We start from the raw sequence: 21,576 nt of genomic DNA, 5'->3' as shown, positions 1-21,576 counted from the left end.
ATGGGAAATCAGACCAAAGACGACGAGTTGTACCGTGAAATGTGCAGAGTAGTCGGTAAAGTAGTGCTGGAAATGCGCGATCTGGGACAGGAGCCTAAGCATATCGTCATTGCGGGAGTACTGAGAACGACCCTCGCCAATCAGCGTGTGAAGCGCAGCGAGTTAGAAAAAGAGGCAATCGAGACTGTAATTAAAGCGTTGGCCGGTTAATTCATAAAAAGAGGAAGGGAGATTCTTCGCCGTCCTCTTATTCTCGTTACGTTAATCTACCAATATATATAATTTAGTACTGCAATCAGAAGAAGGTTTTTCGCTGTATATTAAATTGTATATCGTTTGATATATAAAATATATATGAGAGTGGGGTCACAAATATTTGTAAATCATATGAAATTCTATTTCAATTTATCTTAATGATAATAAATATCACTCCGCATTAATTATTTTCCTTCCGTTTTTTAATTGATGACGATCAAAACTATAAGCCCTAAATAACCACATTATTCCTGTGCCTAACCCCAAAGGATTAGATTCATTCAGTTTAACCACCGTCATTTACACGATCAGGTTAGGGCAAAAATTTACGTGTTGTTGGCAACATTAATCGCTCGAAATGGCTTGAGCTGCACTGGTTTAATTTAGCCTGGAGGTGTTGCTACCACAGCGTTTGCGAAGAGGATGCGAAATAAATGAACCAGGTTGATCGTCCATTTTTAGATTGTGGTTTAACGCGGCTTGAATTTCTGCGGATATCAGGCAAAGGCCTTGCGGGATTAACCATCGCCCCTGCGTTGTTATCACTTTTTGGCTGTAAGCAGGAAGATGTCGACAGCGGTACTGTGGGTCTTATCAATACGCCGAAAGGGGTGCTGGTGACCCAACGAGCACGCTGTACGGGCTGCCACCGCTGTGAAATTTCCTGCACTAATTATAACGATGGTGCCGTGGGCACTTTCTTTTCCCGTATAAAAATCCATCGCAATTTCTTCTTTGGCGATGATGGTGTTGGCTCCGGTGGCGGACTGTATGGCGATTTAAACTATACCGCTGATACCTGTCGTCAGTGCAAAGATCCGCAATGTATGAAGGTCTGCCCCATTGGCGCTATTACCTGGAAACAGGAAGACGGTTGTATTGCCGTGGATCACAAACGTTGTATTGGCTGCAGCGCGTGTACTACTGCCTGTCCGTGGATGATGGCGACCGTGAATACCGAAACCAAAAAATCCTCAAAATGTGTGTTATGCGGGGAATGCGCAAATGCGTGTCCAACTGGGGCATTAAAAATTATCGAGTGGAAAGATATTACTGTTTGATAGATAGCAGGCATGCCTGATACGCGTCATTAATTGCCGAAAATATCGCGGTGTTGCAGAAAAAAAATGCCTGACGGATGGCGAGTATATCTATTAAACCTTCTTGCAAAGGAAAACATGATGGCTAATGGTTGGACAGGTAATATTTTACGGGTCAATCTCTCTACGGGTAATATCACCCTTGAGGATTCCAGTAAATTTAAAAAATTTGTCGGCGGGATGGGCTTTGGTTATAAAATTATGTACGACGAAGTTCCGCCCGGCACCATGCCTTTTGATGAAGGGAATAAGCTGGTTTTTGCCACCGGGCCGTTAACGGGTTCTGGTGCTCCGTGTAGCTCCCGCGTCAATATCACCTCCTTATCGACCTTTACCAAAGGTAATTTAGTCGTGGATGCCCATATGGGGGGATTCTTTGCCGCGCAAATGAAATTCGCCGGTTACGACGCCATTATTATTGAAGGCAAATCCGCGACCCCCGTCTGGCTCAACATTAAAGACGATAAGGTTAGCATCGAAAAAGCCGATTTCCTGTGGGGTAAGGGGACGCGCGCCACAACTGAAGAAATTTGCCGCATTACCAGTCCTGAAACCTGCGTTGCCGCGATAGGCCAGGCGGGGGAAAATCTTGTGCCGCTCTCCTGCATGATCAACAGTCGTAACCACAGCGGCGGTGCTGGTACCGGCGCAGTAATGGGCTCGAAAAACCTGAAGGCTATTGCGGTAGAAGGCACTAAAGGCGTCAATATTGCCGACCGCAAAGAGATGAAACGGCTCAATGACTACATGATGACCGAGCTCATCGGTGCCAACAACAACCACGTTGTGCCAAGCACCCCGCAGGCCTGGGCGGAATACTCTTCGCCAAATTCCCGCTGGACGGCGCGTAAGGGACTCTTCTGGGGCGCAGCAGAAGGGGGACCAATCGAAACCGGGGAAATCCCGCCTGGCAACCAGAATACCGTGGGTTTTCGAACCTATAAATCCGTTTTCGATCTGGGACCAGCCGCTGAGAAGTACACGGTCAAAATGAGCGGCTGCCATTCTTGCCCAATTCGCTGTATGTCGCAGCTCAATGTCCCGCGGGTGAAAGATTTTGGTGTACCGAGTACCGGTGGTAATACTTGCGTAGCGAACTTTGTCCACACCACCATTTTCCCCAATGGCCCGAAAGATTTCGACGATAAAGACGATGGGCGCGTGGTGGGGAACCTGATTGGCCTGAACCTGTTTGACGATTACGGCATCTGGTGTAACTACGGGCAGTTACATCGTGACTTTACTTACTGTTATTCGAAAGGCGTATTTAAGCGCGTGCTGCCAGCAGAGGAGTATGCGGAGATCAGGTGGGATCAGCTGGAAGAAGGCGATCCTAATTTTATTAAAGACTTTTACTATCGACTGGCGCACCGCGTAGGCGAACTTAGCCACCTTGCGGACGGCTCGTATGCCATTGCTGAGCGCTGGGATCTGGGCGAAGAGTACTGGGGCTACGCCAAAAATAAACTGTGGTCACCGTTCGGTTTTCCTGTTCACCATGCGAACGAGGCTTCAGCGCAGGTGGGGGCGATCACCAACTGTATGTTTAACCGTGACTGCATGGCGCACACCCATATCAACTTCATCGGTTCCGGTTTGCCGTTGAAATTGCAGCGCGAAGTGGCGGGCGAGCTGTTTGGTTCACAGGATGCCTACGATGAAACCAAAAACTACACCCCGATCAATGCTGCCAAGATCAAATATGCCAAATGGACGCTGCTGAAAGTCTGCCTGCATAACGCGGTGACGTTGTGCAACTGGGTCTGGCCGATGACGGTTTCCCCGCTCAAGAGCCGCAACTATCGCGGGGATTTGGATCTGGAAGCAAAATTCTTCCAGGCGGTCACCGGCGATGAAACCACGCAAGCGAGTCTGGATCTGGCTGCTGAACGCATCTTTACTTTGCATCGTGCTTATACCGTCAAACTGATGCAAACCAAAGATATGCGCAATGAGCACGATCTCATCTGCTCCTGGGTGTTCGATAAAGATCCGAAGATCCCCGTCTTCACTGAAGGGACCGACAAGATGGATCGGGAAGATATGCGTCAGTCATTGACGATGTTCTATCAGGAAATGGGCTGGGATCCAGAGCTGGGTTGCCCAACGCGTGAAACCCTGAACCGACTCGGACTTGAAGATGTAGCCGCTGATTTGGCGGCGCAAGATCTGTTGCCGGCGTAAGGAACGCGAGATGACAAACGTGAGCGATGTTCTGACACCCGATGAGGCGCTTCCTGACGAGGTAGATGGCCACAAGAGACAATGGTTGCAGGCTTTTCACCCGCCGGTAGAACAGGTGAGTGTGCCGCAGGTTCAGGACCCCGCCAACCCGCAGGCGATTGTGGCAGATTTTATCCGTCAGCATTCAGTTTCGGGGCAACTGGTGGCGCGTAGTCTGTTTTTGCTACCACCTTACTCGGTCCCTGAAACCGATCTCTCCGCGCTACTGGATGCGCTGTGTCTGGATGCGAATAGCACGGATATCACCTGTGTGCAGGGCACCGAAGATGCGTATTTCTATTCGACGCAAACCATGACGGCAAACTACGCCAACATGTGTGTGCAGGTAGTGGAAAACGACATCTGCCTCGCGATTGCCGAGGCGGTACGTTTTGATTGTCGAACGTACCCTCGCCCCTATAAGGTCGCCATGTTGATGCAACCGCCGTATAGCTTTGAATCTCAGCAGGTTACAGCGGCGCTAACGGCCATGGAAATGCATCCTGATTACGCAGATATACGGACTGTGGAATCGTCAAATGCGGAGCCTTATCTGTTTAGCGAACGTTTTATGAGTTATGGCAAAGCGTACGGCCTGTGCGAATGGCTTGAGGTTGAGCAGTATCAGAACCCCTGAATTTTTCAGGTTGATGTCATGGAACGTGTGGACGACCACTGTCACAGTATTAGAGGATAACCCGATGTCCTTCACCCGACGAAAATTTGTCATTGGCATGGGGACGGTAATTTTTTTCACCGGCCCGGGTCAAAATTTGTTAGCGAGTACGAAGAGCCCTAAAGCCGTGCGTTACGTCATGATTCACGACGAATCACTGTGTAACGGATGTAATCTCTGCGCCCGAGCATGCAGGAAAACCAACCATGTACCAGCCCAGGGCAGTCGATTGTCGATAGCGCATATTCCGGTCTCGGATAACGACAACGAAACGCTGTATCACTATTTCCGTCAGTCCTGCCAGCATTGTGATGATGCGCCCTGTATTGAGGTGTGTCCAACCGGTGCTTCCTGGCGAGATGAGAACGGCATTGTGCGGGTTGACGCGTCTTCCTGTATCGGCTGCAGCTACTGTATTGGCGCGTGTCCTTATCAGGTGCGCTATCTAAACCCGCAGACCAAAGTAGCGGATAAATGCGACTTTTGCGCTGAATCTCGTCTGGCGAAAGGTTTCCCGCCGATCTGTGTTAATGCTTGCCCGGAACATGCGCTGATTTTTGGTCGTGAAGATAGCCCGGAAATTCAGACCTGGTTGCGAGAGAACAAATATTACGAATATCAACTTGCAGGCGCCGGAAAACCCCATCTGTATCGTCGGTTCGGTCAACATTTGATTAAAAAGGATAATGTATGAACGCGTCGCAGAATGCCGAACAGTTTCATGCCCAGCTTGCGCAGTATGTTCCCCTGTTTTCACCGGACTACTGGCCCGTGTGGTTGGTCATTGCCGGATTGATGCTGGTGGGGATGTGGATGGTGCTGGCGCTACACGCCATGCTGCGCTTTCGGGCTGCGCATAAAGCACCGGCAGGGCACGGTGAGACGGTCTATTTATACTCAAAGGCCGTTCGTTTGTGGCACTGGTCGAATGCGCTATTATTCCTGCTACTTCTGGTCAGTGGCCTGATCAATCACTTCTCTGCTGCCAGCGCGTCGGTGATGAAAAGCCTGCTTACCGTACATGAGGTTTGCGGCTTTTTGCTGCTCGCTTGTTGGATGGGTTTTGTTCTGATCAACATGATTGGCGGCAACGGGCATCACTATATTATTCAACGTCAGGGCTGGATCGCTCGCGCGCAGAGACAAGCACGTTTTTATCTGTTTGGCATTATGCAGGGTGAGCCACATCCATTCCCGGCATCAAAGCGTTCTAAATTCAATCCGCTACAGCAAGCGGCCTATGTTGGCGTGATGTATGGTTTGCTGCCACTGCTGCTTATCTCTGGGTTGCTGTCGCTCTATCCTACGGTCGTCGGCGATGTGTTCCCTGGCGTGCGTTACTGGTTACTTCAGGCGCACTTTGCGCTGGCAATTGTCAGTCTTTTTTTCATTTTTGGGCATCTTTATCTTTGCACAACAGGTCGTACGCCGGGCGAAACCTTCAAGTGTATGGTGGATGGCTATCACCGGCATTAAGCGATGATGATTACGCGAAGTGATTTACGGGCCTGGCGCGTTGGGCCCGTAATGTATCGCTGGTTTCTACGTGCATTTCCGTTAGGTGGAAGTTACGCCGATGTTCATCGTGCGCTCCAGCGGGAAGGGTATACAGACTGGGCAAATAGCCTGGTGGAATACGGCTGGTCAAAATGGCGGGAAGAGGCGAGTTTTGTCCAGCAGGATATTTATGCTATGGGGAATATTGCCCGTGCGCAAACGGCGGGGGAAATCAATCGTCCGCTGGCGAGTGCGGAAGATAACGCCCGATGTAGTAGCGCAGACGATAACGTTAAAATCGCCAGCGCCGGGTATGCCGTACAAATCGCCAGCGCAGGTTACAGCGCACGTATTGGCAGCGTCGGCTATAACGCGCATATTGGCAGCTCAGGCGATCGCGGGCGAATTGCGGTAGCGGGTAATTCGGCGCGGATCAGTAGCGTGGGCGACGCAACGCGTATCGCCTGTACCGGCATGCGAGTACGCATCAGCTCGCTCGGCGACCGGAACCGGATTGCCTGCAGCGGTGATTTAACCCAGTTGGCCTGCTTCGGCGCAGAATCTAACATTGCCAACTGTGCGGACAACATCCACATTATTGCCAGCGGAGAAAACGCCGTTGTTGCCAGTACCGGCACCGTCGACTCGATCATTCTCGGCCCCGGCGGCTGCGCGGCGCTGGCCTATCACGATGGCGAGAGAATGCGCTTTGCGCTTGCTGTTGAGGGGGAAAACAACATTCGGGCGGGGGTGAAATATCGGCTCAACGAAGAACATCAATTTATTGAATGTTGAATCTCTTACCGGGAAGGAATCTGCAGGAAGTAAAAACCGGCATTGCGCCGGTGTGGAAATCAGATTTTGCAGGCATCGCCGCAGTCGTTATCAGCAACAATTTCTTGTGCTTTTTGGTCTGCATCTTCCAGACGTTCGGCGTTGCGGGCCTGCGCTTCTTCCAGCCCATCAAAGACCAGATTATCGAGATCAATTTCCATCATTCACCTGCTCAGGTTCATCGTTTAACATCTCGTTATTATATTGCAAAAATGTTGTTTAACAGCAGCGATTTTTGCTACTTAACCTCCGACTTAAACCAGGTGCGCGTATTTATCCGGCACTGTTTTCCACAAATGGCGGTTGGCCGCACTAAGAATAATATCGCGCATGCATTCCCGCGCCGTAACGGCCTGGCGTAATCGTATTGCTTCCAGAAGGAGTCGGTGTTGCTCAACGGCATGCTCGGTCTCCTTAACCGATGACTCCTGCGTCTGTTTAAACGACAGCATCATGGCGGCTGAAAGGGCGTTGCCAATGGACATTAAAAAGGGGTTATGGCAGGACTTGAGTAATGCCGTGTGAAAGGCTAAATCACCTTCCTCGAAGAGGGCAACCTGATCCTGCCTTTGCCCGCGCGACATAAGCGTCCAGGCATCTTCAATGGCAGCTAAATCGCGAGCTGTAGCGTTAGCGGCGGCCAGCGCAGCGGCGTTAGGTTCAAACATCAGACGCGTTACCATCAGTTGCTCTGCAACATCGGGCGAAATACCAACTTCTTCCATCCAGCTCAGTACATCCGTATCCAGAAAACTCCAGAGTTCACGCGGGTTAACCGTGCTGCGTCGTTTCGCCTGAATTGATAGTAAACCTTTCGCCGACAGGACATGCAACGCATTACGCACAGAGGTACGCGACGCGCAATATTGCACGGCAAGTTCATTTTCGCCGGGGAGCATCTCTCCATCGTCCAAGGTTCCGCGAATGATTTTCATCGCCAGATCGCGGGTGATCGTTTCAGAGATGTTTGTTAGCGAGGTAGTCATATTCGGCCTTGAAGAAATGAGAATGAGGCATTGTACTCGAAAAACAGAATGTTAGGTATACAAGATAGTTCTTCTTGTGAGATCAGCTTACGACATGAAATGTTTTATTTCACTTCACGATCGCGATCACAGATCGGTAACATTAACTCAATTACATTCTTGTCATACAAGATATGTTTATTGAGGTTACAAGATGAGTGGGGAATGGATCGCGATCGACTGGGGAACCTCGAATTTTCGCGCGTGGTTGATGGCAGGAAACGATGTGCTGGATAAGCGCAGCGCCAGCTGCGGACTTCTTCACGTCGAGCCGGGGCGGTTCGATTCGACGTTAAAAATGCTACTGGGCGAGTGGGTGGAATCAGGTTCACCGATGATTGCAATGGCAGGAATGGTAGGTTCGCAGCAGGGTTGGTATGAGGTTGATTACTGTCCATTACCCGCGAGCACCGATAGCCTGCTTACGCACAGCAAAAAATTCACCACCTCCTGGGGCAGCGAAGCATGGATTGTACCAGGCATACGTAAAGCACCTAACGGTGACATACCGGATGTGATGCGTGGTGAAGAAGTACAACTATTCGGGCTGTCCTTATTGGAAGGTATCGTCGACTTCCGGGCGATTCTGCCGGGTACACATAGCAAACACGCTCGAATGAAGAAGCGAGAAATCGTTGATTTTTCGACTTATATGACAGGCGAACTATTCCACGTGCTAATTACCCACTCCTTGCTGGGACGTGCGCTTCCAGATGCGGTGGTTGATGACAGTGCATTCTTGCGCGGTGTTGCGGCATCCCGGCGCAACGCTGCATTAAGCCAACTTCTGTTTTCTGCCCGGACGCTACGGCTTTCGGGGGAAATACCGCCTGAATCTGTGAGTGATTATCTCTCCGGTCTATTGATTGGAATGGAGTTTTGCACTGACAACACCGGACTCGTTTGGCTGGTGGGCAGTACGGCGTTAACACGACGTTATCAATTGGCTGCCAATGCGTTTGGTATTCAGACACGCTGCATCGATGGTGATCGCTGTTTTATTGCCGGTATGCAGTCTCTTCAACAACAACTAGCAGAGAAACAAAATGGACAGCTTTAACTTTGCCAGCTTATGGCAAAAAACGCCGCTTCCTATGATCGCGATTTTACGCGGTCTGACACCAGAGGACGCGCCGGAAATTGGCGACGTATTACTCGAGGCCGGCTTCACCTGGCTCGAAGTCCCGCTGAATTCACCGCGAGCGCTCGATTCTATCACGCTACTCCGTGAACGGGTGGGTGAGCGTGCTATCGTCGGAGCGGGTACGGTATTGACGACAGAACAGGTCGATAGTGTTGTCGATGCGGGCGGTCAGGTCATCATCTCACCCAATATGAACACCGCAGTGATCAGCCGTAGCAGAGATCATGGCGTCATCAGTTTGCCCGGCGTTACCACACCAAGCGAAGCGTTTATGGCGCTGGATGCTGGTGCCAGCGGATTGAAGTTTTATCCGGCGGAAATGATCTCACCGGAGATACTCCGTGCCATGTGCGTGGTTTTACCCCCTCACGTCGTGTGTATGCCGGTTGGCGGTATTTCCGCTAAAGCGCAACAGTTACAAAACTGGTGTAAGGCGGGAGCAAAAGGTTTTGGTTGCGGCGGCGGTTTGTATCGTGCGGGCGCAGATTATGAACAGGTTCGATCCAACGCGCAGGCCTATGCCCAGGCATGGCAACAGGTTAATACCTGAGCATCGCGACAATAACAACTCAAGAGGCTGAAAGATGAATACGCGTACCCTTGATACTGAAAATAAAAATGCGGTTTATCGTAAAGTGACCCGACGGCTGATCCCGTTTTTAATCCTGTGTTATTTCTTCGCCTATCTCGATCGGGTGAACGTGGGTTTTGCCAAACTCCATATGCAGGATGCGTTGAATCTCAGCGATACGGTTTATGGGATCGGTGCTGGTATCTTCTTTATCGGTTACTTTCTTTTTGAAGTGCCGAGTAACCTGCTAATGCAGCGTTTTGGTCCCCGTTTCTGGATTGCACGCATCATGGCAAGCTGGGCAGTTTTATCAGCATTGACGATGTTTGTTACCACACCAACCCAGTTTTACATTGTACGTTTTTTACTTGGTATCGCAGAGGCCGGTTTCTTTCCGGGGATTGTTTATTATTTAACGCTGTGGTTCCCTTCCTGGCGTTCAGCGCGCACGCTGGGGCTGTTTATTCTAGTGACGCCGCTGTCGACCATTATCGGCAGCCCGTTGTCAGGGCTAATCCTGAAAATGTTCGAAGGTGTTGGTCAACTGCACAACTGGCAATGGTTGTTCCTGGTGGAAGCAATCCCGTCATTCCTACTGGCCTTCGTCGTGCTGCGTTATCTCGATAATGACGTGAAATCGGCCAAATGGTTATCGGATGATGAGAAAGCGCTGATTGAGCAAGATCTGCATAAAGATCAGCTTGATAAAGTTGCAGCCAACGCCGGAATGCCGCAGCACAGCCTGTCTGCGATGTTCCGTAACCGCTTCGTCTGGTTGCTGGCGCTGATTTTCTTCAGTTTTAACATTGGCTATTACGGTATTAACTTCTGGCTGCCATCGATTATTAAAAGCTCCGGCGTACAGGACGATTTTGCTATCGGCCTACTGGCGGCGGTACCCTATATTTTCGGTGCGGCCTGCATGTTGTGGAACAGCCGTCACTCTGATCTGAAGCAGGAGCGTCGCTGGCACATAGCTATTCCGGCGATTATCGGTGCGATTGGTCTGACATTTAGCGCCCTGAATGAAGGCTCCACGTTCTGGATGATGGCATGGATTTGTGTCGCCATGTCCGGCACGTTATCCCTAATCCCAACCTATATCAGCCTTCCGGGGACGTTACTTTCTGGTACGGCAGCGGCTGCTGGTATCGCATTAGTCAATTCGATTGGTAATCTAGCCGGATTCTTTGGTCCAACCGTTCTCGGCTGGCTGAAAGACACCACCGGCAGCACCAGTAGCGGACTGTATATTCTGGCGGGCTTCCTTGTACTCTGCGCGCCGCTGATTTTCCTCATTCCCGGACGCTTGGTTAATCCCCGCGACCGCAAAAAAACACCAGCAGAAAACAGTGTATTAACGAAAAGAGGTCATATATGAGCAGTTGTGGCAGCGGATGCGCAGGTTGTGGTGGCGAGCACTTCAACCCGATCCTCAGCGGTGATGATGGCGCTTTAAAACGCGCCTTGTATAAATCAATGGGCCATACAGACGAACAGTTGCATCGCCCGGTGATTGCCGTCGTCAACAGCTATACCAATGCGACAGCGGGACATGCCAATCTGAATGAACTGACTGCGCATGTGCTGAAAGGCATCGATGAGGCTGGTGGCGTGGGGATGGTGTTTGGCACTATCGCTCCATGCGATGGGATTGCTGAAGGGCATCTGGGTATGCGCTATATTCTGGCGGCCCGCGAAATTATCGCCAGTTCGATCGAAGTGATGATGCGCGCTCACCGCTTCGACGGCATGGTGCTGTTGGGGTCGTGCGATAAAATCGTGCCCGCTATGCTGATGGCGGCAGCACGTCTCGATATCCCGGCTATTTTAGTAAATGGCGGGCCAATGTATCCCGCAGAATACAAAGGTAAACACTGGGACGGCAATATCGTCACCGAGGCTATTGGCTGGAAACGTCGTGGCGAAATTGATGACGCTGAATTCCGCCATATTGAAGATATTGCTGAGCCGGGCCACGGTTCCTGCACGATGTACGGTACAGCCAACACGATGTGTTGTATTGCGGAAGTATTAGGCATGAGCCTGCCAGGGAGCAGTATGCTGCCTGCGATTTCACATGAACGACGAGATTGTGCTTATGCGACTGGGGGAACGGCTGTTGATCTGGTTAAGCGTGGCGTGAACGCCCGACAAATTATTACGCGCGAATCGATCCGCAATGCGATGACTTATCTGCTGGCAACGGGAGGTTCCACTAACGCTATTTTGCATCTACAGGCTATTTATTATGAAGCCGAGTTGGGACATCTGCCCTTGGCTGAATTTGATGCTCTCAGTCACCAGGTACCGCTGGTCGCCTCGCTCTATCCGGCGTCGGAGTATGACATGATCGATTTCTGGGAAGCGGGCGGTGTCGCGGCAGTGGAAAAAGAGATCGCCAATTTACTGGATCTCAGTTGCCTGACGGTCAACGGGCAAACAAAAGGTGAATGGCTACGGGGTGTTCCCAATTCCCGCCGCCCGGAAGTTATCCATACACTGGCTATCCCGGTACGCAATGAGTCGGGGGTTGCTGTGTTACATGGCAATCTGTCACCAATGGGGTGTGTCGTGAAGCCAGCTGCAGTGCCGGACCATTTGATGGTCTTTACCGGACCTGCTGTGGTATTTAACAGCGAAGATGAGGCCGTGGAATCGATTCTCTCCGGTGATATTCAGCCGGGAAGCGTACTGGTGCTGCGCTACGAAGGACCAAAAGGCGGACCGGGTATGCCAGAGATGTATAAGCCAATGAAATTCCTCGAAGGAATGAAGCTGTCAGACTCCTGTGCGCTGATTACTGATGGACGTTTTTCCGGCTCGAATCGTGGGCTGTTTGTTGGGCATATTTCGCCAGAAGCCAGCGATGGTGGTGTTCTGGCGCTGGTCGAAAGCGGGGATTCGATCAGCATTAATATTCCTCAGCGGACATTAATGTTGAATGTGGAAGAGAGGGTCTTGACCGAACGTCAGCAACACTGCCAACTGGTCCATAAAGACGTTCCACGTGGGTTCTTACGTTTGTATCGTCGCTGGGCGCTACCGGCTGCGCAGGGGGCTGTATTGGCGGATAGGGGTGATTTGTAATGATTACGGTTGCGCGCATCCGAGGGGTTAATCCCATTGTTGCTCTGCCGTTTACACCGCAGGGTGACGTGGATTTTACGAGCTTTCGTCGTTTGTTGGCGCATCTTTCTGGCATCGGTGTTAATGGGCTCACACTGTTTGGCATTGCCAGTGAATTTCCGAAACTTGACGATAATGAACGTCAGCAACTGGCGGAAGTCTTTGTTGCTGAGTTAGCGGATAAAGGCATATTTCGCGCACTGTCGATCACCGACCATAGCACAGAAGTGGCCGTTCGCCGTGCGCGGCGCTACCAGAGTATGGGCGCTGACGCGCTAATGTTGTTGCCGCCTTTTTTCCTACAGCCATCGCTTGCCGCAGTGCAGGCGCATATTGCCGCGGTACTGGAAGCGGTCACTATTCCGGTGATGGTGCAGTACGCGCCAGGAGAAACGGGGTTCCCGGTTACACCTGCGCAATTGGCTGAGGTGGCAAAACGTTACCCACATGCGGTGTTCAAGATTGAATGTAATCCGCCGGTGAACTATACGTGTGAATTTCTGCAGCAGGCGCCAGACGCGCATGTGCTAAACGGTTATGCCGGTTTGTATATGCTGCAAATGCTGGAGTCGGGAGGAAAAGGGGTGATGCCTGGCTGCTCGTTTAGCGAAATTTATGTGCAAATCTATCGTCACTGGTTGGTGGGTGAACATCAGCAAGCGACGCAGTTACATGAGACGCTGTTACCGTATATACAACGCTGGATGCAGCACTGCGAATATATCATTCAGGTAGAAAAAACAATCTTACAGCGCAGGGGGATCATTACGGCTGATTACTGTCGCAAACCTGGCTGGTCATTGACGCAGGAGGATATCACTACTATCGATCGTTTTATTTCACAATTTAGTTTGTCGGTCTGCACTGGCTAACAATTCAACAGCCGCGCATCTGAACAGCCACGCCGAACAGATGCGCGATTCCTCAGTAACGTATGGCTCCTTTCTCTTTTGTCAGCATGAATACATCACTTTTTTGTTAATTTGTTGTTAATTTTAATGGTTTATTCCAGTTTTTTCGGGAATGTGATGTGCGATCATTTTTAACAATTACGTGACAAAATCACTATACATATAACTTAATATCTTTTATACATTAATTGTTCAACCCTGCGACTATTCCACAAAAGAGAAAGCTATATGGAACAGACACCTGATAAGAAAAACGATAATTTTCAGAAAGATGGCAAAGAACAATTCAATCGCTCGATAGGTCTTATTTCAAACTTTGCGTTGGGTTTTACCTATCTGTCGCCGCTTACCGCTGTCTATTCGCTGTTTGCGCTGGCCGTAACGCTGGCGGGGCCGCCGGCAGTATGGTGGATTTTAATCGTTGCATGTGGACAACTTTTAGTGGCATTGGTGTTTGGTGAGGTCGCTTCCCAGTATCCCATAACCGGCGGGCTTTATCCTTGGGCCAGGAGGTTATGGGGCAAGAAATATGCGTGGATCGCCGCCTGGATTTACCTGTGGGCGCTGGTGGTCACCATTACGTCAATCGCGGAATATACATCAACGTTTGTAGAGTCGCTCTTTCACTATGGTCAGACGCCAGCCACGATGCTGCTGACGTCCGTTTTACTGCTGCTTTTGATGATGGCTGTTAATATGTCCGGGACTAAAAATCTGGCCCGGGTCGCAAAAATTGGCTTCTGGTGTGAAATTGTCAGCGTGATTGCGCTGGGGATTTATCTGTTGATTTTCCACCGTTCGCAGCCGTTCTCGGTCATCTTCGATTCGATGGGGGTGCTGGCTCATGATGGCAGCTATTCAACTGCATTTATGTCTGCCGCGCTGATGGGGCTGTTCATGTTCTTTGGCTTTGAGGCCTGTGGTAATGTTGCGGAAGAGGTACAAAATCCAAGTAAAAAGATCCCTGTTGCGATGATTCTAAGCATCGTATTTGGCGCGATTTCCGCGATTATTTCCGTTATGGGTTACCTGCTGGCTTCGCCAAATCTGATAAGTATCGTCAATGGCAAAACGTCCGACCCGATACCGGCCATCCTGAATGAAGCACTTGGTGAAACCGGTGCAACTATCTTTATCATTGTTGCGATTGTGGCGATGCTGTCGTGCATTCTGTCTCTGCAGGCTGCGTTAAGCCGTCTTATCTTTTCCTTCTCCCGCGACAAAATGCTGCCGGGCAGTGAATGGATGTCAAAAATATCTAAAAATGGTGTTCCGGATAATGCCATGGTCGTTAGCTGTCTGCTGCCCGTCATCATCTGTGTTTGGGTTTATTTCCAGCCAGACAACCTGTCGCGTATTACCGCATTTGCCGTTATCGGGATTTACATCTCGTTCCAGATGGTAGTGCTTGCCGCGCTACGCCAGCGTCTCAAAGGCTGGAAACCGGCTGGAGAGTGGACTATTGGCGGTTGGGGCGTGATTGTGAATGTGCTGGCGCTGGCCTATGGATTGTGCGGGATTTGGTTGCTGGCACAACCGGCAGACAGCAGCGACTTCATCGATCGTTGGACGGTACTGTTCGGCCTGGCGATTGTTGTTGGCTCTGGTCTAATCTATATGTTCCTGACACGACCGTTCGGACGATCTGCGGCACCGGAAAACGACGCCATTGCTTACGCTAACAAACTCAATGTGGGGCAGGATAACTAAAACTAAGGGCCCTCGGGCCCTTAGTTTTGATAGTGATAAAGGATAAAGTAGTCGCTCTGGTAAACCACGGTGCTGTGCGTGGGGGACAGCAATTCCCCCACGCGAAAACGCGGCCAACTGGAGAAGATAATCCGGTTTTCCAGATTGGTCAGAATGACATAGTCAGGGTGGGGACAGGAAAGCAGTTCGGCTTCAATCTGACTGACCAGCAGATCGACGGCGGCGACGCCAAGAAACTGCTCGTTGTAATAGACCGGCACAGCCGAGGTCAGGGTGTAAGAGATATTGCAGATATAGTCGACGTAGGGGCCGTGGATATACGCTTTTCCCTCCGGAGGTGAGTGCTTAAACCACTCGAAGGTTCTGAAATCCAGTCGTTGCTGCGTGGCCTGATCTAAATCGAGATGGGCCTGGCTCAAGCCATTATCTTTCTTATACCACCATTCCAGCAGCCAATACTCTTTTGCGGTTGCGGTGCTCTCAATATGGCTGGCGAACCCGGCCCCTGAGCAGTAATGGTTGTCACTGAGGGTGCGTTTGATGTGCTGCTGAACGGTCGATCTCACCGACGGATCGAGAACTACTTCTGCGGAGGCCTTTTGCACCCCAGAAATAGCCTCATGGATGCTCCTCGCCAGCGCAACGGTAGACTCTACGGTAGAGGCGGTAATATCATCAATCTTACGAATTAATGCGCTTAAAGATGTCGAAGAGCTCATTGTCTGTTCTGCCTTCACTGATTGTCAGTTCGCGTTATATTTCAACTTTTTTTCAATAAGGTAATAGGTAAACGTGTCGATGATCCTCGTGGCAAGCTGCACCGATTCCGCCTCGTTGTGAGCCGCTAACGCATCCGCCAGCGCTGAATAAAGCGCGATAATCTCCGCATGAACGCTGTCTATGCGATAGAGTATCGCCACTAACGATGCCCATTCTGCCTGCACCTGTAGTTCCTGGTTGGCCAGCCGCGCGGAATGCGAACTGGCGGCTATCGCCAGCAGGCAACGCATATCTGCCTGGGTCATTAGTTCAGGTGAATTTGCCTTTCTGAGCACCTCAACAAACTCGCGAAATTTGGCGATGTCCGCGCTGGTCATTCGTCTGGAAGCCAGCCTTGCGCTATGGCTAATGATGGCACAATGCATTTCACCCAGATCAGAAAGATAATCTGTGCTTATCGCTTTGAACGGATGCAGAGCGTTGTTTTTGCTATCAATCTTTTCGCAAACGAAGCTCCCGCCATTACGACCACGAACCGTATAGATTAGATTATTAGCCCGAAGCGTATTGAGCGCTTCTCTGATGGTAATATGTGAGACGCCCATCATCTTTGCCAAATCAGTTTCGTTGGGAAGTTGTTCCTTTGGCTCCAGCAACCCGGTGATAATAGCGTTTGAAAGGCGTTGCACTATCTGGTCCGAACGACTGACCTGCCCGATAGGCGCAAATATGACCGCGTGAGTAATCATAACTTTTCTGCACTCAATTCCCTGAAACAACGACCATTTCTAACACATGCCCGCCGGGCAAGGAAGGTAAGAATGGCCGAGTTACTTTACATGCCTGTACGCAACTTCACAGCACAAGCGGATGTGTGTCCCGATAACCTCATGATGAGTTGGACATAACGCGTCAGCTCACGATGAAAAGCCTTTTCCTGTAAATGTGAAATCTAAGTTAAAAATGCGAGCCCTATCATAGTGTCAATGTTGCGTATTTGAAAATTTTTTACAATATATAAATTACATAAGATTCTTTATGTATTAACCGGCAGGAGAAAGGCATGAAAACCCTGAAGCATTTCATCAATGGGCAATATGTAGCAGGCAGCAGCCAAGATACCTTCGAACTGGTAAGTCCGGTCGATGGCGAAACGTACGCATTATCTCCTAACGCTAGTGCGGCAGAGGTGGAGCAGGCCTACTCGGCGGCGGAGGCGGCGTTTAGCATCTGGAGAAAATCGACGCCAGCACAGCGGCAGAAGGCACTTTTGTGCCTTGCAGATGAGATAGAGCGAAACGTTGAGCGACTGGTAAACGCGCAGAGCCAGGAAACCGGTCAGCTCCGTCATTTTATTGAGAAGGAAGAGATCGCGGCATCCTGTGATGCCATCCGCTTTTTTGCCGGCGCGGCGCGCTGTCTTGAAGGGAAGGCAGCAGGAGAATATTCCGCCGGGTTTACCTCGACTATCCGTCGTGAACCGCTGGGTATTGTTGGACAAGTGACACCGTGGAACTACCCGTTCATGATGGCAGTATGGAAGATTGCGCCAGCGCTGGCGGCAGGCAACACGGTCGTGTTAAAGCCAAGCGATACAACGCCAGCCAGCACGCTGCTGTTGGCTGAATTGGCTGCGCCGTTGTTCCCAAGAGGAGCATTTAACGTCGTGCTGGGCAAAGCCAATACTGGTTCGCTGGTGGTCTCAAACCGGAAGGCCTCGCTGGTTTCGATTACCGGTTCGGTTCGCGCGGGTCTGAAGGTTGCTGCCTCTGCAGCGGCGAATCTGACTAAAGCACATCTGGAATTGGGCGGAAAAGCGCCCGCAGTGGTGTTTGCTGATGCGGATATCGACAAAGCGATTGCGACGATTACCACGGCAGGTTTTTTCAATGCCGGACAGGACTGCACGGCGGCTACGCGTATCCTGGTCGAACAGTCCATCTACGCTGAATTTCTGGAAAAGCTGATCCAGAAAACGAAGAGTATTAAATTTGGTCCACCAGAGGATCAGGATGCGCTGTACGGCGCATTGAACAGCAGAAACCAGCTCGAGCAGGTGAAAGGCTTTATTGAGCGTTTACCTGCACATGCAATAGTTGAAACCGGTGGGCGAGCCGGGCCGGGGCCGGGTTTCTATTTTGAGCCGACGATCGTCTCCGGGTTGCATCAACATGATGAAGCAATACAACATGAATTATTTGGGCCGGTGATGGCTATTCAGTCGTTTTCAACTGATGAAGATGCGTTACTCAAGGCTAATGATGTGGAGTATGGTCTTGCTGCCAGCGTCTGGACCAGCAACCATGGTCGTGCCCAGCGTTTCAGCATTGCCCTCGATTTTGGCACGGTATGGATTAACAATCACATTCCGCTGTGCGCCGAAATGCCGCACGGGGGGTTCAAAAAATCGGGTTACGGGAAAGATCTTTCATCTTATTCACTTGATGAGTATACCCGAGTGAAACATATCATGTGCGATATCGCTGAATAGCGGTTAGCAGGAAGTTCATCAATTATTATGATTCTAAAAAACGGGATGAAGAGTTAAAGCCAGTGAGGTCGTCGGCTGTATCGCTTTATTAAGATGAAGGGATATATCTCTTATTTGGTCGTATTTAGGGCAGTGTGTAGCAATAAGGAAAAAAGTAAATGGCAATTACCAGACGTGATTTTCTGAACGGCGTCGCGGTGACTATTGCTGCGGGGCTTACTCCGCTGGAGTGGGTCAGGGCGGCAGGAAAGAGCAATGCATTTATCGATGGGAGTTATTATCCGCCGGCACTGACCGGGTTGCGGGGTAATCATCCAGGATCATTTGAAATGGCGCATGCGCTAGGCCGCGAGCAGAAGCATTTTGATTTAAACGCTCTGCCCGTTGAGGAAGAGTACGATCTGGTGATTGTGGGGGGCGGGATTAGCGGGCTGGCTGCCGGGTGTTTCTGGCGACAACTTGCCGGGCAAAATAGCCGGGTACTGATCCTCGATAACCATGACGATTTTGGCGGGCACGCCAAACGTAATGAATTCACTCACTCGGGCAAAAAATTACTCGGTTATGGCGGCAGCGAAGCATTCCAGTCGCCCGCGCATAATTTCAGCCCTGAAGTACAAAAACTGATGGAAACCATAGGCGTCAGCGTCACGCGGTTAAAAGAGAGTTTTGACGTAAACTTCTACCCCGACTGGCAGCTCAGTCGCGGGGTTTTTTTCGACAAAAAGAATTTTGGCGAGACAAAAATCGTCAGCGGCGATCCGGGGCGCGCGGTATCAGATGATATTCCGCCGGACAGACTAAATGGCCGGAAAATTGAAGACTTTATCAATGATTTCCCACTCAGTGAGAACGACAGAAAAGCGCTGATCGACCTGCACGTGCATCCAGGCGACTATCTTCCCGGTATGACGGTCGATGAGAAAATGGCATGGCTGGATACCCACAGCTACAGTGAATTTTTGGCCACAAAAGTCGGTTTGAGCAAAATGGCGCTGCTCTATTTCCAGCAGCGTTCCAACGACTTCTTTGCCATCGGCATTGAGGGTATCTCCTGCAGCGATGCCAGGGCATGCGCATTACCCGGCATGGAAGCGCTGGGACTACCGCCGTTGGACGGAGAATCGCTGGCCGATCTCGAAGAACCGTATGTTTACCATTTCCCGGACGGTAACGCTGGCCTGGCCCGACTGCTCGTCAGGTATATGCTGCCGGATGCGCTTCCGGGTAACACGATGGAAGATTCTGTCCTCACAAGACTGCATTACGAAAAGCTGGATCTGTCGGAAAACGCCACGCGCCTGCGCCTGAACAGCACGGTGATTAATGCGGCTAATGTACAGGATGGCGTGGTGGTGACCTATCTGCGTGACGGCAAAATGCACCGTGTGCGCGGCAAAAATACCATCATGGCGGGTTATAACATGATGATCCCTTATCTGGTGCCTGAGATGCCTGAACAGCAGCAGGCGGATCTCAAACTAAACGTGAAGGCGCCGTTGGTGTACACCAACGTGGTAGTCAAGAACTGGCAGGCGTTCAAACAGCTCGGCGTACATGAATTTTATTCTCCGGCGGCACCTTACAGCCGGGTTAAGCTCGACTATCCGGTTAGCATCGGAGGGTATCAACATCCGGCCTCACCGGACGATCCGATGGTTATTCACATGGTTTATGTGCCTACCTATCCGGGCAGTAACTTGTCCGCCAGAGAGCAGTTCCGTCTGGGACGAGCCTATTTGCTGGGGACCACATTTGCGGCGCATGAGGAGATGATTCGCGCCCAGTTGCAGGAAATGTTTGGTTCGACAGGCTTTGATAATCAACGCGACATCTCCGCCATCACTGTTAACCGCTGGGCGCATGGTTATGCGTATTACGCCAACTCGTTGTTTGATGATATGGATAAAATGCCAGAAATTATCGAGCGTGCGCGTCAACCAGTGGGCCGCATTGCTATCGCCAACTCTGATTCTGACTGGAGTGCTTATGCGCACACAGCCATCGATCAGGCATGGCGTGCGGTTAACGAACTCAAGGATATGGGGTGATTTATGCGTAACGTAACCATTCTTGCCGCCTGTTTATTTACCGCCTCGGTAAGTGCTGCTGAATCTAGTGGTGAATATATCGCGCGAATTTCTGACTGCGTGGCTTGTCATACCGCAGAGGGTGGTGTTGCGATGGCGGGGGGTAAAAAGTTTCCCACGCCGGTGGGCGATATTTTTTCGACCAATATTACTCCAGACAAGACGCAGGGTATTGGTAATTATTCATACGCGGATTTTGAAAAGGCCGTACGTCAGGGAATTGCCAAAGACGGTCATCCGCTCTATCCGGCTATGCCTTATCCCTCTTATGCGAAGTTGTCTGATGAGGATGTACAGGCGCTGTATCGTTATTTTATGCATGACGTTACGCCGTCGGCACAACCCAATAAAGAGAATGCCATCCCGTGGCTGCTCTCCGCCCGCTGGCCGCTGCATATCTGGAACTGGCTGTTTACCGATGCGCCCGCGACGGCTGTAGAGAGCGCGAAATCAGAGGGCAATGCTGCCTTGGTGAAACGGGGCGCTTATCTGGTGGAAGGTCCGGGACACTGCGGCTCGTGCCATACCCCAAGAGGCATGGCGATGAACGAAAAAGCCTATACCAATGCTGATGCCGAGTATCTGAGCGGCGCGATGATCGACGGCTGGTATGCGCCATCGCTGCGGGGCAGCGGAATGTCTGAGCAGGCGTTAAAATCGCTGTTACTGACCGGTAAAAGCAAACATGCCGCGGTTTCTGGTTCGATGGCTGAAGTTGTTACGCAAAGTACACAGTATCTGACCGACGAAGATGCCACGGCGATCGCGCAATATCTGCTGAGCCTGAAAAGCACGAAGCCCGAAACGGTGCGCGCGGCGGCAACCACGGCGTCGTGGTCGAACTCGTCCGAGGCGGGCAAAGTAATCTATAACCGTTACTGCTCCACCTGTCATGGCCTCGAAGGGAAAGGTACGGATGATAATGCGCCTTCGTTGATCAATAACCCGTTGGTGATGGTTGATGACCCAACGCCGCTGTTCAGAGTGATTGCCCATGGTGCAGAAACACCGACTACGCGTGGCAGTGTCTCCTTTAAGATGCCAGCCTACGGGGGCGTGTTAAGTGACAACGAAATGCGCGACGTGATTAATTACGTGCGCAAAAGTTGGGGAGAAGGGAATAGTGAAGTAAGCCAGCAGGATCTGGCTGGTGTGAAAAAAGCATCACATTAAACAGCATGCCCGATGATTGTAATTTGT

Annotated in this window: 20 protein-coding genes; 16 read left to right on the top strand and 4 right to left on the bottom strand. The window is 50.9% G+C overall.

Annotation, left to right across the window (positions count from 1 at the left end; translation table 11 throughout):
- The 7 genes from fumD to ydhT all read left to right on the top strand — a co-directional run bounded on the left by fumD (position 1) and on the right by ydhT (position 6,546).
- Complete coding sequence (gene fumD, locus OGX99_RS21115; RefSeq protein WP_151219047.1) at positions 1–210, top strand: fumarate hydratase FumD; 210 nt, start codon at positions 1–3, stop codon at positions 208–210.
- Between the two features lie 479 nt (positions 211–689).
- A complete protein-coding gene (locus OGX99_RS21110; protein WP_003029338.1) occupies positions 690–1,316 on the top strand; it encodes a ferredoxin-like protein in 627 nt (208 codons plus the stop codon).
- A 120-nt stretch (positions 1,317–1,436) separates the two neighbouring features.
- Positions 1,437–3,539 (top strand): aldehyde ferredoxin oxidoreductase, encoded by a 2,103-nt coding sequence (locus OGX99_RS21105; RefSeq protein WP_151219110.1) that lies wholly within the window; start codon positions 1,437–1,439, stop codon positions 3,537–3,539.
- Between the two features lie 10 nt (positions 3,540–3,549).
- Positions 3,550–4,215 (top strand): YdhW family putative oxidoreductase system protein, encoded by a 666-nt coding sequence (locus OGX99_RS21100; protein WP_151219048.1) that lies wholly within the window; start codon positions 3,550–3,552, stop codon positions 4,213–4,215.
- Positions 4,216–4,279: 64 nt separating this feature from the next.
- Complete coding sequence (locus OGX99_RS21095; RefSeq protein WP_151219049.1) at positions 4,280–4,948, top strand: 4Fe-4S dicluster domain-containing protein; 669 nt, start codon at positions 4,280–4,282, stop codon at positions 4,946–4,948.
- Positions 4,945–5,730 (top strand): thiosulfate reductase cytochrome B subunit, encoded by a 786-nt coding sequence (gene phsC, locus OGX99_RS21090; protein WP_151219050.1) that lies wholly within the window; start codon positions 4,945–4,947, stop codon positions 5,728–5,730. The genes OGX99_RS21095 and phsC overlap by 4 nt, the downstream gene beginning before the upstream one ends.
- A gap of 3 nt (positions 5,731–5,733) precedes the next feature.
- Positions 5,734–6,546 (top strand): protein YdhT, encoded by an 813-nt coding sequence (gene ydhT / locus OGX99_RS21085; protein ID WP_151219051.1) that lies wholly within the window; start codon positions 5,734–5,736, stop codon positions 6,544–6,546.
- Positions 6,547–6,605: 59 nt separating this feature from the next.
- On the opposite strand, the gene OGX99_RS21080 is transcribed toward ydhT, so the two are convergent.
- Both OGX99_RS21080 and OGX99_RS21075 read right to left on the bottom strand, forming a co-directional pair.
- Complete coding sequence (locus OGX99_RS21080) at positions 6,606–6,746, bottom strand: hypothetical protein (RefSeq protein WP_151219111.1); 141 nt, start codon at positions 6,744–6,746, stop codon at positions 6,606–6,608.
- Between the two features lie 93 nt (positions 6,747–6,839).
- Positions 6,840–7,571, bottom strand: a complete 732-nt coding sequence (locus OGX99_RS21075; protein WP_151219052.1) for a FadR/GntR family transcriptional regulator — start codon at positions 7,569–7,571, stop codon at positions 6,840–6,842.
- A gap of 193 nt (positions 7,572–7,764) precedes the next feature.
- On the opposite strand from OGX99_RS21075, the gene OGX99_RS21070 reads away from it, so the two are divergent.
- The 6 genes from OGX99_RS21070 to OGX99_RS21045 all read left to right on the top strand — a co-directional run bounded on the left by OGX99_RS21070 (position 7,765) and on the right by OGX99_RS21045 (position 15,075).
- Positions 7,765–8,670 (top strand): 2-dehydro-3-deoxygalactonokinase, encoded by a 906-nt coding sequence (locus OGX99_RS21070; protein ID WP_210905021.1) that lies wholly within the window; start codon positions 7,765–7,767, stop codon positions 8,668–8,670.
- Positions 8,657–9,304: a 2-dehydro-3-deoxy-6-phosphogalactonate aldolase gene (locus OGX99_RS21065; RefSeq protein WP_187252521.1), complete on the top strand. Its 648-nt coding sequence runs from the start codon at positions 8,657–8,659 to the stop codon at positions 9,302–9,304. Before OGX99_RS21070 ends, OGX99_RS21065 begins: the two co-directional genes overlap by 14 nt.
- A 34-nt stretch (positions 9,305–9,338) precedes the next feature.
- Positions 9,339–10,706 carry an MFS transporter gene (locus tag OGX99_RS21060; protein WP_151225395.1) on the top strand — a complete coding sequence of 456 codons (1,368 nt, stop codon included), beginning with the start codon at positions 9,339–9,341 and terminating at the stop codon, positions 10,704–10,706.
- A complete protein-coding gene (ilvD, locus tag OGX99_RS21055; protein ID WP_252838336.1) occupies positions 10,703–12,415 on the top strand; it encodes a dihydroxy-acid dehydratase in 1,713 nt (570 codons plus the stop codon). The genes OGX99_RS21060 and ilvD overlap by 4 nt, the downstream gene beginning before the upstream one ends.
- A complete protein-coding gene (locus OGX99_RS21050) occupies positions 12,415–13,326 on the top strand; it encodes a dihydrodipicolinate synthase family protein (protein ID WP_151219057.1) in 912 nt (303 codons plus the stop codon). The genes ilvD and OGX99_RS21050 overlap by 1 nt, the downstream gene beginning before the upstream one ends.
- 267 nt (positions 13,327–13,593) lie before the next feature.
- Positions 13,594–15,075, top strand: a complete 1,482-nt coding sequence (locus tag OGX99_RS21045; RefSeq protein ID WP_252838337.1) for an APC family permease — start codon at positions 13,594–13,596, stop codon at positions 15,073–15,075.
- 20 nt (positions 15,076–15,095) lie between these two features.
- Here OGX99_RS21045 and OGX99_RS21040 read toward each other — a convergent pair whose 3' ends face one another.
- Together OGX99_RS21040 and OGX99_RS21035 are read right to left on the bottom strand one after the other, a co-directional pair.
- Positions 15,096–15,794 (bottom strand): cache domain-containing protein, encoded by a 699-nt coding sequence (locus tag OGX99_RS21040; protein ID WP_151219059.1) that lies wholly within the window; start codon positions 15,792–15,794, stop codon positions 15,096–15,098.
- 24 nt (positions 15,795–15,818) lie between these two features.
- Positions 15,819–16,544 (bottom strand): FadR/GntR family transcriptional regulator, encoded by a 726-nt coding sequence (locus OGX99_RS21035; RefSeq protein ID WP_151219060.1) that lies wholly within the window; start codon positions 16,542–16,544, stop codon positions 15,819–15,821.
- A 314-nt stretch (positions 16,545–16,858) separates the two neighbouring features.
- Between OGX99_RS21035 and OGX99_RS21030 the strand changes: the two genes are divergently transcribed.
- The 3 genes from OGX99_RS21030 (at position 16,859) to OGX99_RS21020 (ending at position 21,549) form a co-directional block, all read left to right on the top strand.
- On the top strand, positions 16,859–18,286 hold the full coding sequence (locus OGX99_RS21030; RefSeq protein WP_252838338.1) for a gamma-aminobutyraldehyde dehydrogenase: 1,428 nt from the start codon (positions 16,859–16,861) through the stop codon (positions 18,284–18,286).
- A gap of 158 nt (positions 18,287–18,444) precedes the next feature.
- Positions 18,445–20,337, top strand: coding sequence for an NAD(P)-binding protein (locus OGX99_RS21025; RefSeq protein WP_252838339.1), 1,893 nt, complete (start codon positions 18,445–18,447; stop codon positions 20,335–20,337).
- Between the two features lie 3 nt (positions 20,338–20,340).
- Positions 20,341–21,549, top strand: coding sequence for a cytochrome c (locus tag OGX99_RS21020; protein WP_252838340.1), 1,209 nt, complete (start codon positions 20,341–20,343; stop codon positions 21,547–21,549).
- The last annotated feature ends 27 nt before the right edge of the window (positions 21,550–21,576 follow it).

Source organism: Citrobacter sp. Cu096 (assembly GCF_030332285.1).
Lineage (GTDB): Bacteria > Pseudomonadota > Gammaproteobacteria > Enterobacterales > Enterobacteriaceae > Citrobacter > Citrobacter meridianamericanus.
Note: the sequence above shows the minus strand (reverse complement) of the source record. Positions and strands in the feature narration are given on the sequence as shown.